The organism is Bradyrhizobium sp. Ken51, assembly GCF_055807435.1.
The window spans coordinates 37,964-52,668 of sequence record NZ_JBVVPB010000037.1 but is presented as its reverse complement, the minus strand read 5'-3'; the positions used below and the strand labels follow the sequence as shown (position 1 = coordinate 52,668).

Genomic DNA, 14,705 nt, shown 5'->3' with positions numbered 1-14,705 from the left:
TGGGCCGCGCTCAACCGTGGCGAATACCAGGCCGGCGAGTTCAAGCGCATCGGCAAGGGCGGTCGTGAGGTCTGGATTCTCGCCTCCTACAATCCGCTCCTCGATGAGAACGGCAAACCCTTCGGCGTCGCCAAATTCGCGACCGACGTCACGGCGGAGAAGCTGAAGAATGCCGACCTTGCCGGCCAGATCTCGGCGATCGAGAAGGCGCAGGCGGTGATCGAGTTCAACATGGACGGCACGATCATCACCGCTAACCCCAATTTCCTCGGCGCCCTCGGCTATTCGCTGGCTGAGATCAAGGGCAAGCACCACAGCATGTTCGTGGAGCCGTCGGAGCGCGATGGCAATGGCTATCGCGAGTTCTGGGCGGCGCTCAACCGCGGTCAGTATCAGGCGGCCGAATACAAGCGCATCGGCAAGGGCGGCAAGGAGGTCTACATCCAGGCCTCCTACAACCCGATCATGGATCTCAATGGCAAGCCGTTCAAGGTCGTGAAATATGCGACCGACGTCACGAAGCAGGTGCTGGTCCGCATGGGCAACGAGCGCGTTCGCGGCATGATGGAATCGGTCGCCGCCGGATCGGAAGAGCTGAATGCCTCGGTGCGGGAGATCTCCGAGGCCATGACCAAATCGCGCGAGACGGCGATGAGTGCGGTGGAGCAGGTCGCGTCCGCTGATGCCCAGGCCCAGCGCCTCACTGAAGCGGCGCTGGCGATGAGCGGGATCGTCGAGCTCATCAACAACATCACCGGGCAGATCAACCTCCTGGCACTTAACGCCACCATCGAATCCGCCCGCGCCGGCGAAGCCGGCCGCGGCTTCGCCGTAGTTGCTTCCGAAGTGAAGAGCCTCGCCAACCAGGCCAAGCAGGCCACTGACAAGATCGGCGCTGAGATCGGTAGCCTCAACGGCATCTCCGGCGACGTCGTGAGCGCGCTCGGTTCGATCAAGCAGGCGATCACCAGCGTCAGCGAATATGTGACGTCGACCGCCGCCGCCGTCGAGGAGCAGAGCACGGTCACGAACGAGATGTCGAATAGCATGCAGCGCGCGGCAGCCGAGGCAGCGGCGATCGCGGCAAGGGCGTAACGCGCCTGGAACCGTAGGAGGTCCTACGGCACCTCATTCCTTCGGCAGCTTGGCCTTCAAGGCATACAGCGCATCGAGCGCTTCGCGTGGCGACATCTCGTCCGGATGCAGCGCCTTCACCGCGGCCATCAGCAGTTCGGCCTCGCTCGGCGGCGCGGCTTCTGCGGCGGCGCGTGAGGGCACTGCGAACAGCGGCAGATCGTCGGCGAGCGCGCGCGCGGTCTGGCCGCGGTCCTGGGCTTCCAGCTTCGCCAGTACCGATTTGGCGCGCGTGATCACGGCTGGCGGCAGGCCTGCGAGCTTGGCGACCTGGATGCCGTAGGAGCGATCGGCCGAGCCCGGCAACACCTCGTGCAGGAATACAACGTTGCCCTGCCATTCCTTCACCCGCACGGTCGCGTTGAACATCCGTGGCAGCTTGGCGGAGAGCGCCGTCAGCTCGTGATAATGCGTCGCGAACAGCGTGCGGCAGCGGTTGGTCTCGTGCAGGTGCTCGATCGCGGCCCAGGCGATCGAGAGGCCGTCGAAGGTCGCGGTGCCGCGGCCGATTTCATCAAGGATCACGAGCGCGCGCTCGCCGGCCTGGTTCAGGATCGCAGCCGTCTCGACCATCTCGACCATGAAGGTGGAACGGCCGCGGGCGAGATCGTCGGCGGCGCCGACACGCGAGAACAGGCGATCGATGATGCCGATCCGCGCGCGTGTCGCCGGCACGAAACTTCCGATTTGAGCAAGAAGAGCAATCAGCGCATTCTGGCGCAGGAAGGTCGATTTACCGGCCATGTTCGGACCGGTCAGCAACCAGAGCTGGCCGGATTTTTGCGCGGGGCCCGGCGAGAGGTCGCAGGCATTGGCGATGAACGGCTCGCCATTGCGCTTCAAGGCCTGCTCGACGACGGGATGGCGGCCGGCTTCGATGGCGAAGCCGAGTGAGGGGTCCACCTCGGGCCGCACATAGTTCTCGTCGATCGCCAGCTTGGCCAGCGAGGTCGCGACGTCGAGCAGCGCAAAGGCGTGGGCCGCGGCGCGCAGCTCCTCGCTGATTGCCAAAGCCTTGGCGCAGAGCCGCTCGAAAATTTCGAGCTCGAGCCCGAGTGCGCGGTCGCCGGCATTGGCGATCTTGGCTTCAATCTCCCCGAGTTCCGAGGTGGTGAAGCGGACCTGGCCGGCCAGCGTCTGGCGGTGGATGAAAGTCGCGTTCAGCGGCGCCGACATCAGCTTGTCGCCGTGCTGCGCGGTGACCTCGACGAAATAGCCGAGCACGTTGTTGTGCCGGATTTTGAGGCCCTTCACACCCGTGTTGTCGGCGTAGCGCGCCTGCATCGAGGCCACCACCAGGCGCGAGGCGTCGCGCAGGTTTCGCGTTTCGTCCAGCGCAGGCTCATAGCCCTGGCGAACGAACCCGCCGTCGCGCTTGATCAGCGGCAGCTGATCGTCGAGCGCCCTGGCGAATTCCGCCGCGAGCTCGCGCGATGGCCTTTGCAGCGCCGCCATCACCACGGCGATCTCATGCGGCGGCTGGTCGAGTTCGCCAAGCCGCATCAGCACCTGGTCGGCGGCGATGATGCCGTCGCGCAGGCCGGCGAGGTCGCGCGGCCCGCCGCGGCCGACGGATACACGGGCCAGCGCCCGCGACATGTCCGGGGCGCCGCGCAGGATGCTGCGGATGTCTTCGCGCGCGGCCGAGTCGGCAACGAAGCTGCCGACGGCATCCAGCCGCCGCGCAATCGCTGCCGCATCGGTCAGCGGCGCGGCAAGCCGCTGCGCCAGCAGGCGCGAGCCGGCCGAGGTCACCGTGCAGTCGATCGCATCGAGCAGCGAGCCGCGGCGTTCGCCGGCCAGTGTCCGCGTCAGTTCGAGATTGGCGCGGGTGGCGGGATCGATCGCCATCGTCGCACCCGAAGCTTCGCGCGCTGGCGGCGACAGCGGCGGATGCTTGCCGACCTGGGTGCGGTCGACATAGGTGACGGCGGCGGCGGCAGCAGTGGCTTCCAGCCGCGTGAGCTGGGACAGTCCGTCCATGGTCGCGACGGCAAAATAGTCGCACAGACGCTTCTCGGCGGTGGCGCCGTCGAAGACGTCGCGGGTCAGCGGCGTCACCGCCGGCAGCTCGCGCAGGGTCTGTCCGAGCTCGCTATCGTTATAGAGCGCGTCGGTGACGATCACCTCGTTCGGATTGATGCGCGCCAGCGTGGCGGCGAGTTCGCCGCCCGAACATTCCGTCACCGTGAATTCGGCGGTCGAGATGTCGATCCAGGCGAGGCCAAAGCGGTCACCGCCCGCCGATGAGCGCGCGCGCGCGAGCGCCAGCAGGTAATTGTTGGCGCGCGCGTCGAGCAGCGTGTCCTCGGTCAGCGTGCCCGGCGTGACCAGCCGCACCACGCCGCGGCGCACGACGCTCTTGTTGCCGCGCGCCCTGGCGGCGGCGGGATCCTCGGTCTGCTCGCACACCGCGACCCGGTGGCCGGCGCTAATCAGCCGGTGCAAATAATCCTCCGAGCGCTCGACCGGCACGCCGCACATCGGGATATCGGCGCCCTGATGCTTGCCGCGCTTGGTCAGGACGATGCCGAGTGTCCTGGAGGCGATCTCGGCGTCCTCGAAGAACAGCTCGTAAAAGTCGCCCATCCGGTAGAACAGCAGGAGGCCCTGATGCGCAGCCTTGATTTCAAGGTACTGTTCCATCATCGGCGTGACGCGCGCGGCAGCTTCCGCCTGCGGCGCGGGCGCTTCGTCGGGGGGCGGCATAGGGATCGGCTGTTGCATCGTCATGGGCGGCGCAACCTACAAAATTTCACCCCGCGCTCCTATCGCTTTGGGCGGGGAGGGGAGGTTTTCCACGTTGTCCGCACCGCGGCATGCGCAACTCGCGTGCGCACCCCCAGGAACACGCGCGTATCGGTCAATTGACCTGCCGCGGGCGCCCTCCTAAAACTCCGTCGACATTGAAGAATTTAGGCCGGATCGCGGCATTCAGGGAGAATAACGATGCGTGACGTCTTTATCTGCGATGCCGTGCGGACCCCGATCGGCCGTTTCGGCGGCTCGCTCGCCAAGGTGCGTGCCGACGACCTTGCGGCGGCCCCGATCAAGGCGCTGATGGCCAAGCATCCCAATCTCGATTGGGCAGAGGTTGACGAGGTCTTCTTCGGCTGTGCCAACCAGGCCGGCGAGGACAACCGCAACGTAGCACGCATGGCGCTCCTGCTTGCGGGCCTGCCGGATTCAGTTCCCGGCCAGACCCTGAACCGGCTCTGTGCCTCCGGTCTCGATGCGGTCGGTGCGGCCGGCCGCGCCATCCGCTCCGGCGAGATCGAGCTTGCGATTGCGGGCGGCGTCGAATCCATGACGCGCGCGCCCTTCGTGATGGGCAAGGCGCAGGAAGCGTTCTCCCGCTCGGCTGAGATATTCGACACCACGATCGGCTGGCGGTTCATCAATCCGGTGCTGAAGGCGCAGTATGGCGTCGACGCGATGCCCGAGACCGGCGAGAACGTCGCCGAGGAATTCCAGGTCTCGCGCGCCGATCAGGACGCCTTCGCAATCCGCTCGCAGCAGCGCGCGGGCGCCGCGATCGCGGCCGGCTATTTCGCCGAGGAGATCATCCCGATCACCATTCCTGGCGGCAAGGCCGGCCCTGTGACCGTCGATAAGGACGAGCATCCGCGTCCCGAGACCACGCTGGAAGCGCTGACGAAGCTCAGGCCGATCGTGCGCAATCCCGGCACGGTGACCGCCGGCAACGCCTCCGGCGTCAACGACGGCGCCGCCGCGATGATCTTGGCGTCCGAGGCCGCCGTGAAGAAGCACGGCCTGACGCCGCGCGCGCGCATCCTCGGCCTCGCGTCGGCCGGCGTGCCGCCGCGCATCATGGGCATCGGCCCGGTGCCGGCCACCCGCAAGCTGATGGAGCGTCTCGGCAAGAAAATCAGCGATTTCGACCTGATCGAGCTCAACGAAGCCTTTGCCTCGCAGGGTATCGCCTGCATGCGCCAGCTCGGCGTTGCCGACGATGCCGATTTCGTCAATCCGCACGGCGGCGCGATTGCACTCGGTCATCCCCTCGGCATGAGCGGCGCGCGCCTTGCGCTCACCGCCGTGCACGGCATGGAGAAGCGCGGCGGCAAGCTGGCGCTCGCCACCATGTGCGTCGGCGTCGGCCAGGGCGTTGCCGTCGCGATCGAGAAGCTGAATTGACCGGACGCCCCAGACTCGTCATGCCCGGGCTTGTCCCGGGCATCCACGTTCTTGGTGCCGCGAGAAGAAGGTCGTGGATGGCCGGGACAAGCCCGGCCATGACGCAAGGTGAGGGAGCATCCCATGATCATCGCGCGCGAGCAGGACGTCACGGCCGCGGCATTGGCGGTGATGGAGCAGACATCCGATCCCCGGATGCGCCAGATCATGGTCTCCCTGGTCAAGCATCTGCACGGTTTTGTCCGCGACGTTCGCCTGACCGAGAAGGAATTCCGCGACGCCACGGCTGTTATCGCCGAGCTAGGCAAGCTCTCGACCGACACGCATAACGAGGTCGTGCTGATGGCAGGCTCGCTCGGCGTCTCGCCGCTGGTGTGCCTGCTGAACAATGGCGATGAGGGCAACACGGAAACCGACCAGTCGCTGCTCGGACCGTTCTGGCGGCTGAACTCGCCGCGGGTGGAAAATGGCGGATCGATCGTCCGCTCCGAGACCCCGGGCGCGCCGCTGTTCGTCAACGGCCGCGTCGTGGACAAGGACGGCCGTCCCGTCGCCGGCGCCGAGGTCGACGTCTGGCACGCCTCGCCGGTTGGTCTCTATGAAAACCAGGACCCCGAGCAGGCCGACATGAACCTGCGCGGCAAGTTTACGACCGACCAGGACGGAGCCTTCTCTTTCCGCTCCGTGATGATGGTCGGCTATCCCATTCCGACCGACGGCGTGGTCGGCCGGCTCCTGGAGGCGCAGAGCCGGCATCCCTATCGTCCCGCGCACCTGCACGCCCTGGTCTTCAAGCCCGGATTCAAGGTGTTGATCTCGCAGGTCTACGACCCCGCCGATCCGCATATCGACAGCGATGTGCAGTTCGGCGTGACGAAGGCCCTGATCGGCAAGTTCCTGCGCCATGACACGCCACATCCAACCGAGCGCGACGTCGCGACGCCCTGGTATTCGCTCGACCATGTCTACCGGCTCGAAGCCGGCGAGGCCGTCCTGCCGCGTCCGCCGATCAAATAGGGCTCAAAGCCGCTTCCCCCAATTAGTTATATCCTATAATGATTGGCGGAAGCGTTGACCGGTCGAAAAAGGACCGGGGAGGAGTTCGCCAATGACATTCATCTATCCCGTCGACAGCAACACGGCGCATCCGTTGCCGCTGTCGCCCGAGTACAAGAGCTCGATCAAGCGCGCGCCGAACAAGCCCTTGATCCCGATGCGCCATACGCTGTCGGAGCTGACCGGGCCGGTTTACGGCCACGAGACCGTGCGCAAGGGCGACAACGACCTCACCACCCAGCACACCGGCGAGCCGCTCGGCGAACGCATCATCGTGCACGGCCATGTGCGCGATGAGGACGGCCGCGGCGTGCCGAACTCGCTGGTCGAGATCTGGCAGGCCAATTCCTGCGGCCGTTACGTTCACGTCCGCGACCAGCATCCGGCTCCGCTCGATCCGAACTTTACGGGTGCCGGCCGCACCGTGAGCGACGCCTCCGGGTACTATCGCTTTGTCACGATCAAGCCTGGCGCCTATCCGTGGGGCAACCATCACAACGCCTGGCGTCCCGCACACATCCATCTCTCGGTGTTCGGCCATTCCTTCGTCACGCGTCTCGTGACGCAGATGTACTTCCCGGCCGATCCGCTATTCCCGTTCGATCCGATCTTCAATTCGGTGCCGGACGAGAAGGCGCGGGCGCGGATGGTGTCGTCGTTCGATCTCGAGAACACCCAGCCCGAATGGGCGCTGTGCTACCGCTTTGACGTCGTGCTGCGCGGCAAGAACGCCACCCCTATGGAGAACCATTAAGTGCAGGACAATGGGATCACGCCGTCACAGACTGTCGGCCCGTTCTTCAAATACGGCCTGACGCCGACCGGCGAGTATGCCTGGAACGATGCGTTCACCAACTCGACCCTGACGCCCGACGTCACCGGCGACCGCGTCCGTATCGAGGGCCGCGTGTTCGATGGCGATGGCGTCGCCGTGCCCGATGTCATGCTGGAGATCTGGCAGGCCGACGCGCAGGGGCGCTTCGCCGATCCGCAGGACAAGCGCGCGCTGCCGAATGCGAGCTTCCGTGGCTTTGCCCGCTGCGGCACCGACAAGGACGGCAATTATTCCTTTGAAACCATCAAGCCGGGTGCGGTGCCCGATCCCGACGGCAAGCCGCAGGCACCGCATATCCTGCTTGCGGTGTTTGGCCGCGGCATGCTGCGGCATCTCTATACCCGCATCTATTTCAGCGACGAGGCCAGCAATGCCGCCGATCCCGTGCTGGCGGTGGTGCCCGCCGACCGCCGCGCTACGCTGACGGCCGTGCGAGAGGTCGGCAAGCCGGTTTACCGGCTCGACTTGCGGCTTCAGGGCGACAACGAGACGGTGTTTTTCGACGTGTGAGCCCAGCCTCGTCCCGGACAGGCAGAGCGCCGATCCGGGACGACAGCGGAGGACGGGCCTGATTTCGCTGCCCGAAACCGTTCACCTGACGCCGTTTCCCGTATTTTTTCGGAGTTCGCGCGATGCAATTTCCGCGCGATGCAATCCCGCGTTTACCGTAATCCTTTAGGGTCCGTAGGATTCGGCGCGGCCCTATTGGATTGTTCCATGAAAATTCGCCTTTCGCTTTCTTCCGCAATCATTGCTTTCGGCGTCGTTCTGGCACTCGGTTTCACCGCCGTGGTCTCCACCAGCCTCTACGCCTTGAAAGAGCTCAAGGTCGGCGGTCCGCTCTATTCCGACATCAAGCTGGGCAACGATCTCATCGCCGACATCCTGCCGCCGCCGGAATATGTGATCGAGGCCTATCTTGAGGCCACTCTCGCCATGCGCGAGCCCGACCAGCTGGCGGCCCATGGCGAACGCCTGGTCCAGCTCCGCAAGGATTACGACGAGCGCAAGGCATTCTGGGTCGCCTCCAGCCTCTCGGCCGACCTGAAGACGGCCCTGGTGTCGAAATCCGACGGCGAGGTGCAGAAGTTCTGGAAGCTGTTGTCCGACCAGCTCCTCCCCGCCCTCAAGGCCAAGGACCCGGTCGCCTCCGAGCGCGCCTACGCGCAGCTCAAGGACGCCTACACCGCGCATCGCGCCGTCATCGACAGCATCGTCGAGAGCGCCAACAAGCAGAATGCCGACATGGAGAAGCTGGCCGCGGACCGCGACAGCTCCATGCTTTATATCCTCCTCGGCGTTTCCGCCGCCGTCCTCGCCTTCACTGCGGTGGGCCTGCTCGGCGTCGCCCTCGGCGTGGTGCGCCCGATCGTGCGCATGACGAGCGCGATGCAAAAGCTCGCGACCGGCGATCTCGCCGCTGACATTCCTTTCGCGCACCGGCGGGACGAGGTCGGCTCGATGGCGGGCGCGCTCCTGGTGTTCAAGCAAGCGGCGGTCGAGAATTCCCGCCTGCGCGAGGAGCAATTGCAGAAGGATCAGGAGGCGGCGCTCGCCAAGCGCGGGGCCCTGCACCAGATGGCTGAAACCGTCGAGCGCGAGACCGGCCGCTCGGTCGACACCGCGAGCGCGGCGACGCAAGGCGTGGAGCGTGCCGCCTCCAGTCTGTCCGAGATCGCAAAGTCGCTCTCGACACAGTCGCAGGCGGTCGCAGCCGCGTCCACCCAGGCCCTCGGCAGCTCGCAGACCGTCTCGGCCGCAGCTGAAGAACTCAGTGCTTCGATCCGAGAGATCGCAACCCAGGTCGCGCGGACCAGCACGGTTACGAAGTCCGCGGTCGCCGGTCGTGAACAGGCGCGCTCGACCATCCAGGCGCTGGCCGGATCGGTGAAGAAGATCGCCGAGGTCTCCGACCTCATCGGCGGCATCGCCGGCCAGACCAATCTGCTGGCACTCAACGCCACGATCGAGGCGGCGCGCGCCGGGGAAGCCGGCCGTGGCTTCGCGGTGGTCGCCGCCGAAGTGAAATCCCTCTCCGACCAGACCGCCAAATCCACCGAGGAGATCGCGCGGCTGATTGCCGAGATCCAGGCCTCAACCCAGGCCGCGGTCGATGCCGTCGAAACCATGGGCGGCCACATCGTCGAGATCGACGGCGTCGCCACCTCGGTTGCCGCGGCGATGGAAGAGCAGGACGCCGCGACCCGCGAGATCACGCGGTCGATCTCCGAATCGGCTTCCGCGGCCAAGGAGGTCTCGGCCAAGATCGGTGATGTCAGCCGCGCCGCCGCCTCCGTGAACGAGCGCGCCGCGGAGGTAAGGCAGGCGATCGCCGGCATGGCGGCCAATCTCGAACAGCTCCGGTCGGTCGTGGTCAGGACGGTGCGCGACTCGACCGCTGCGGCTTGAGCCCGGCTGCTGAGGCGGCTGGCGCCCGGTAGCGTGGTTGTGCAGAATGGAGCAACGCGACGGGGGTCGGGCGCTCATGACAGATATACGATTGCCGGAGGTGGCGGACGCGGCAAATCTCACCGCGGCGCTGCGCAAGGCCGGCGCATTGGACGCCGGTGCCGTGCGCGAGGTCAAGGTACTGCATGAGCGCGACACGGTCGTGTCGCATATCACCCGACTCGGCCTGCGCTATGTCGGGGAATCCGCCGGGGCGCCGCAGTCACTGATTCTCAAGACGCCGCATGCTGCGTTCGCCAAGCCGCTGGCAAATGCCGGTCGCCACGAGGTGGCCTACTACACACAGCTTGCAACCAGAATGCCCGCGCAGCTGGTGCCGCGCTGCTTTGACGGGAATTTCGACGAGAAGAGCCTCGCCTGGCATCTCCTGCTGGAGGATCTCACCGATAGCCACGAGATCGCGACCCAATGGCCGCTGCCGCCATCGCGCGGTCAGGCGATGGCCATCGTCGCCGCGCTCGCGCGCTGGCACGCGGCGTGGTGGGACCATGCTGGTCTCGGCGAGACCGCCGGGGTCTGGGCGAGCACCGACGATACGGCCGAGCATATGGAAACGTTCGCATCCCATTACGACCGGTTCGCCGATCAGCTCGGCGATCGTCTCAGTGAAGAGCGCCGCACGCTCTACCGCCGCTTCATCGATCAGTCCGACAGGATGTCACTGCGCTACCATTCGCACCGCCACCTCACCATCACCCATGGCGATGCCCATATCTGGAATTTTCTGCTGCCGCGTGCCGGCGTGTCCGACACCGTCCGCATCTTCGACTTCGACCTGTGGGATATCAACGTGCCGACCCATGACCTCGCCTACATGATGGCGCTGCACTGGTATCCGGAACGTCGGCAGGCGTTCGAACGCCTTCTGCTCAACCATTACCACGACACGCTGATCGCGCACGGCGTCAGCGGCTATACGCGCGGCGCGCTCGATCGGGACTATCGCTGGTCGGTGCTCTGGCACATCACCAAACCGGTCCGGCAATGGAGCATCAACATCCCGCCGGTGATCTGGTGGAATAATCTGGAACGCGTGATGATGGCGGTCGAGGATTTGGGCTGCGAGGAGTTGTTGGGGTAGGGACGCGCAACACCATCGGTGTCGTCCCGGTCTTCGCCGGGACGACGGCGGAAGTTGTGACGCGCTCTACTCCATCACCGCATGTTCCGGCCCGGCCGCCTGCTTGCGCAGGGTGGCCTTGGTCGAGCCGATCAGCAAGGCGAGCGGGATGGTGCAGAGGATGAAGAACATCACCAGCTCGTAGTCGTGCGCGAAGGCGATGATCTGCGCCTGCACGCTGACCATGCGATCGGCCATGGCGCGGCCGGCGTCGGTGGAGAGATTGATCATGCCGCTGACGCTGGGCATCTGGAGCGCATGATTGAACGGGTTGATGTGCTCGGACAGGATCGCGTAGGTCCGTCGCGTGCCCTGTGTCAGCTGGGCGATGACGACCGAAATGCCCACCGAGCTCGCGACGTTGCGCATCAAGGTCAGCATCGCGGTGCCGTCGGTGCGCAGCTCATTCGACAAGGTCAGAAACGCCACCGTCGATAGCGGCACGAAAACCAGGCCGAAGCCGAAGCCCTGGATGACGCTGACGGTCACGATCTCCGGCACCTGGGTCAAATCGGTCCAGCCGGTCATCTGGAACAGCGAGGCCGCGGTCAGCGTCAGGCCTGTGATGATCAGCGTGCGCGCCTCGATGTAACGCATCATGCGGCCGACCAGCATCATGGCGAAGAAGGTGCCGAAGCCGCGGCTCGCCAGCAGCAGGCCTGCGGTGATGATGGGATAGCCGATCACGTTCTGCATATAGGGCGAGGCCAGCGCCATGGTCGAGAACAGCACGAGCCCCATCACGACCATGAACATGCAGCCGGTGACGAAGTTGCGATCCCTGAAGAGCGCGAAGCGGATGAACGGCGTCGAGGTCGTGAAGGAATGCGCGATGAAGAAGTAGAAGGCGACGGCCGAGACGATGAACTCCGCAAGGATCTCACCCGATTCGAGCCAGCCCAATTGCTCGCCGCGGTCGAGCGCGAGCTGAAGCGAGCCGATCGCGACCGCCAGCGCAGCGAAGCCGAACCAGTCGAACTTGAGGCTGAGATCCTTCCGGGTCTCGTCCATGAAGATGATCAGCCCGATCACGGTGATGGCGCCGAACGGCAAATTGACGAAGAACACCCAGTGCCAGGAATAGGTCTCGGTCAGCCAGGCGCCGAGCGATGGACCCATGATCGGCCCCATCATCACCCCCATGCCCCAGATCGACATCGCCTTGGCGCGTTCCTGCAGCGTGTAATAGTCGAGCATCACCGATTGCGACAACGGCACCAAGGCCGCGCCGAACACGCCCTGCAGCAGGCGGAACAGCACCATCTGGTTGATGTCCTGCGCAAGCCCGCACAGCACCGACGCCATGGTGAAGCCGGCCGAGCAGATGATGAAGATGCGCTTGCGGCCGAAGCGGTTGGCGATCCAGCCTACCGGGGCCGTCATGATCGCGGCGGCGACGATGTAGGAGGTCAGCACCCAGTTGATCTGGTCCTGTGAAGCCGACAGCGTGCCCTGCATGTAGGGCAGGGCGACGTTGGCGATGGTGGTGTCCAGCGCCTGCATGATGGTTGCCGTCATGGCGCAGATCGTCACCATGTTCCGGCGCAGGCCGGGAACCATCAAATGGGCATTGGGGCCGGACATCGGATCAGTCCTTGTCTCAGTCTTTGTGCGAATCTTTGTCTTGGCTCGCGGTCGCCGACAGGCCGAGCAGGCCGGCGAGCGAGCGCTTGTGGCCGGTGTCGATGGTGGCGTAGACGCTCATGCCGGCCTTCAGCTTGCGCACGTATTTGTCGGTCTCATCGAAATAGATGCGGATCGGCACGCGCTGCACCACCTTGACGAAATTGCCGCTGGCGTTCTGCGGCGGCAGGATCGCGAATTGCGCGCCGGTGCCGGGCGAGAGCGAGCCGATCTTGCCCTTGAAGACATGGTTCGGGAACGCGTCGACCTCGAGCGTGACCGGCTGTCCTTCGGTGACGTAGGTGAGGTCGCTCTCCTTCGGATTGGCGTCGACCCAGGGATGGGCGACGTCGATGATGGAGAACACCGGCGTGCCGGCGGCGACGTAGCGGCCGAGCTGGATCTGCTCCACCTGTGTTGCCACGCCATCCATCGGCGCGCGGAGCACGGTGTGGTCGAGGTTGCGCTGGGCATCGTCCAGCTTGGCTTTCGCCTGCGCGTAGGCGGGGAATTGCTCCAGCGGCAACTCGGGATTGCCGAGCAATTGCGTCCTGGCATTGGAGAGTTGCTGCTTGATGTATTGCGCCTGCGCGCCGGCGGTAACCAGTGCGTTCGAGGCGTTGTCGAGATCGAGCTGCGAGCCGTAACTGTTCTTCACCAGCGACTGCTTGCGCTCGACGTCGCGCTGTTTCAGGTCCATGCCCTGCTGGGCGAGATTGAGCATGTCGCCGTAGATCTTGATGTTGGCAACGAGATTGTCATAGGTGATGCGGGCTTGGGCGAGTTGCGCTTTGGCTTCTTCCAACGCATGACGAAACGGAGCGGGGTCGATCTCGAACAGCTCGTCGCCGTGCTTGACGATCTGGCCTTCCTTGACGACGACCTTCTGGATTTTGCCGGAGATATCGGGCGTCACCAGCACCTTCTGCGCGCCCACATAAGCATCGTCGGTGCCGACATAGCGGCCGCCATTGAGATAGAAAGTGAAGCCGGCGACCGCGACGACGACCGGGAGCACGACCAGGAGCAGCACGCGGCGATAGCGGCGCAGGCCCGCCAACAGGCGACGGCGCGGATTGGTGCCGGCTTTCTTGGTGGGCTTGCCGCCGTCGATTTTCTGCTCGGGCTGGAATTTGAGAACCTGATCAGCCATAGCGCTGCTCCTTACGCGCTTGCTCCGCTCCGCTGGTCTGGATCGCGGTACGCACGTTTTCCTTGATTGTTTCGAGTTGGGTGAGGAGCCGGTGGGCGTCCGCCGGAGTGATGCCGTCGAGCGCGTTGGCCGTGAGCTCGGACTTCAGCCCGCTCATCCGCCCGAGCAACTGCCGCCCGGCCTTCTTCAGGTACAGCCGCTTGACGCGGCGATCCGAAGGATCGTTGCGTCGCTCGATCCAGTCGCTGTCACAGAGTTTGTCGATCAGGCGCGTCAGCGTGATCGGCTGCACTTCGAGAAGCTCGGCGAGTTCCGACTGCTTCATGCCTTCGCTGCGCTCGACCTTGGCGAGCACCGCCCATTGTGCGCGGGTGATGCCGAAGCGCGAGGCTTCCTTGTCGGCATAGACCCGGAGCAGGCGATAGAGCTCGGCGAGCGTAAACAGGAAATTCTGGTCCACGGGGCCTGGGCTCATGAGCTTGGTCTCCAATAAGCTTGGAATATAATAAGCAAGCTTATGATTATTTCATGGCGGGTTTGCGGGATACTGTCCCGCAGCAAGAGCATGGCTGATCGCCGCATCGCCGGTCCTGCTTTGGGTTCCCCTTTCGAAATGCTAGAACGCCGGTCGCATGACGCTCGCAAAACCTGCATTTCCCGCACCCGACCACGATCACGGCCGCTGCACCGCGGATGCGCTGGCGCATGCCGAGGCCGTCTGCGGAGAGCGCGCGCAGAAATTCACGCCGATACGCCGCCATGTATTGGGGGCGCTGCTCTCGAGCCACCGCCCGCTCGGCGCCTATGAGGTGATCGACGAGCTGGCGAAATCGATGCCGCGGCCGGCGCCGATTACGGTGTATCGTGCTCTCGATTTTCTGATGGCCAACGGCCTTGTGCACCGCATCGAAAGCCGCAACGCGTATCTCGCCTGCGCCGCTCACGACCACGATGCGACCTCGGCGGTGACGTTCCTGATCTGCGAGCGCTGTGGCTTGGTCGGTGAGATTCCGTCGGCGTCCTTCGCCAAGGACCTCAACGCCGCCGCGCGCAGCTCAGGCTTCGCTCCCAAATTGTCCGTGGTGGAAATCACGGGCGTTTGTGCGCATTGTCAGAAAGCTGCATAGAGCAACAACGGCGCAAAGCCGGTTTTTCAG

Annotated in this window: 12 protein-coding genes; 8 read left to right on the top strand and 4 right to left on the bottom strand. The window is 64.9% G+C overall.

All coding sequences use genetic code 11. The features are described 5' to 3' along the window. Positions 1-1,095, top strand: a 1,095-nt coding sequence (locus AC0L27_RS35750) for a methyl-accepting chemotaxis protein (protein WP_473322464.1), incomplete at its 5' end; no start/stop codon positions are given. A 33-nt stretch (positions 1,096-1,128) separates the two neighbouring features. On the opposite strand, the gene mutS is transcribed toward AC0L27_RS35750, so the two are convergent. Further along, positions 1,129-3,867 carry a DNA mismatch repair protein MutS gene (mutS, locus tag AC0L27_RS35745; protein WP_354205904.1) on the bottom strand — a complete coding sequence of 913 codons (2,739 nt, stop codon included), beginning with the start codon at positions 3,865-3,867 and terminating at the stop codon, positions 1,129-1,131. 216 nt (positions 3,868-4,083) lie between these two features. On the opposite strand from mutS, the gene pcaF reads away from it, so the two are divergent. The 6 genes from pcaF to AC0L27_RS35715 all read left to right on the top strand — a co-directional run bounded on the left by pcaF (position 4,084) and on the right by AC0L27_RS35715 (position 10,733). Beyond that, entirely contained in the window at positions 4,084-5,292 is a 1,209-nt protein-coding gene (pcaF, locus tag AC0L27_RS35740) for a 3-oxoadipyl-CoA thiolase (protein ID WP_354205906.1), read from the top strand. A gap of 123 nt (positions 5,293-5,415) precedes the next feature. Continuing rightward, positions 5,416-6,309: a dioxygenase family protein gene (locus AC0L27_RS35735; RefSeq protein ID WP_354205908.1), complete on the top strand. Its 894-nt coding sequence runs from the start codon at positions 5,416-5,418 to the stop codon at positions 6,307-6,309. Between the two features lie 91 nt (positions 6,310-6,400). Then, positions 6,401-7,102, top strand: coding sequence for a protocatechuate 3,4-dioxygenase subunit beta (gene pcaH, locus AC0L27_RS35730; RefSeq protein WP_275168614.1), 702 nt, complete (start codon positions 6,401-6,403; stop codon positions 7,100-7,102). Then, the gene (gene pcaG, locus AC0L27_RS35725; RefSeq protein ID WP_354064572.1) at positions 7,103-7,693 is read left to right on the top strand and encodes a protocatechuate 3,4-dioxygenase subunit alpha; all 591 of its coding nucleotides are present in this window, start codon (positions 7,103-7,105) and stop codon (positions 7,691-7,693) included. 207 nt (positions 7,694-7,900) lie between these two features. Next, a complete protein-coding gene (locus AC0L27_RS35720) occupies positions 7,901-9,592 on the top strand; it encodes a methyl-accepting chemotaxis protein (RefSeq protein WP_354205911.1) in 1,692 nt (563 codons plus the stop codon). Between the two features lie 76 nt (positions 9,593-9,668). Then, positions 9,669-10,733 carry a phosphotransferase gene (locus AC0L27_RS35715; RefSeq protein ID WP_473322457.1) on the top strand — a complete coding sequence of 355 codons (1,065 nt, stop codon included), beginning with the start codon at positions 9,669-9,671 and terminating at the stop codon, positions 10,731-10,733. Between the two features lie 66 nt (positions 10,734-10,799). Here AC0L27_RS35715 and AC0L27_RS35710 read toward each other — a convergent pair whose 3' ends face one another. Genes AC0L27_RS35710 through AC0L27_RS35700 form a run of 3 tightly spaced genes read right to left on the bottom strand, consistent with a single transcriptional unit; the run spans position 10,800 to position 14,023 of the window. Further along, the gene (locus AC0L27_RS35710; protein ID WP_354063718.1) at positions 10,800-12,356 is read right to left on the bottom strand and encodes an MDR family MFS transporter; all 1,557 of its coding nucleotides are present in this window, start codon (positions 12,354-12,356) and stop codon (positions 10,800-10,802) included. A gap of 16 nt (positions 12,357-12,372) precedes the next feature. Further along, on the bottom strand, positions 12,373-13,548 hold the full coding sequence (locus AC0L27_RS35705; RefSeq protein WP_354205915.1) for an HlyD family secretion protein: 1,176 nt from the start codon (positions 13,546-13,548) through the stop codon (positions 12,373-12,375). Further along, entirely contained in the window at positions 13,541-14,023 is a 483-nt protein-coding gene (locus AC0L27_RS35700; protein ID WP_354205917.1) for a MarR family winged helix-turn-helix transcriptional regulator, read from the bottom strand. Before AC0L27_RS35700 ends, AC0L27_RS35705 begins: the two co-directional genes overlap by 8 nt. A 157-nt stretch (positions 14,024-14,180) precedes the next feature. Here AC0L27_RS35700 and AC0L27_RS35695 point away from each other — a divergent pair, with 157 nt between their 5' ends. Further along, a complete protein-coding gene (locus AC0L27_RS35695) occupies positions 14,181-14,675 on the top strand; it encodes a Fur family transcriptional regulator (protein WP_007598132.1) in 495 nt (164 codons plus the stop codon). The last annotated feature ends 30 nt before the right edge of the window (positions 14,676-14,705 follow it).

What these genes read in the sequence shown, in the direction of transcription:
- mutS (WP_354205904.1), bottom strand. Translation starts at nt 3,867, where the DNA reads ATGACGATGCAACAGCCGATCCCTATGCCGCCCCCCGACGAAGCGCCC.
- pcaF (WP_354205906.1), top strand. Translation starts at nt 4,084, where the DNA reads ATGCGTGACGTCTTTATCTGCGATGCCGTGCGGACCCCGATCGGCCGT.
- AC0L27_RS35735 (WP_354205908.1), top strand. Translation starts at nt 5,416, where the DNA reads ATGATCATCGCGCGCGAGCAGGACGTCACGGCCGCGGCATTGGCGGTG.
- pcaH (WP_275168614.1), top strand. Translation starts at nt 6,401, where the DNA reads ATGACATTCATCTATCCCGTCGACAGCAACACGGCGCATCCGTTGCCG.
- AC0L27_RS35720 (WP_354205911.1), top strand. Translation starts at nt 7,901, where the DNA reads ATGAAAATTCGCCTTTCGCTTTCTTCCGCAATCATTGCTTTCGGCGTC.
- AC0L27_RS35715 (WP_473322457.1), top strand. Translation starts at nt 9,669, where the DNA reads ATGACAGATATACGATTGCCGGAGGTGGCGGACGCGGCAAATCTCACC.
- AC0L27_RS35710 (WP_354063718.1), bottom strand. Translation starts at nt 12,356, where the DNA reads ATGTCCGGCCCCAATGCCCATTTGATGGTTCCCGGCCTGCGCCGGAAC.
- AC0L27_RS35705 (WP_354205915.1), bottom strand. Translation starts at nt 13,548, where the DNA reads ATGGCTGATCAGGTTCTCAAATTCCAGCCCGAGCAGAAAATCGACGGC.
- AC0L27_RS35700 (WP_354205917.1), bottom strand. Translation starts at nt 14,023, where the DNA reads ATGAGCCCAGGCCCCGTGGACCAGAATTTCCTGTTTACGCTCGCCGAG.
- AC0L27_RS35695 (WP_007598132.1), top strand. Translation starts at nt 14,181, where the DNA reads ATGACGCTCGCAAAACCTGCATTTCCCGCACCCGACCACGATCACGGC.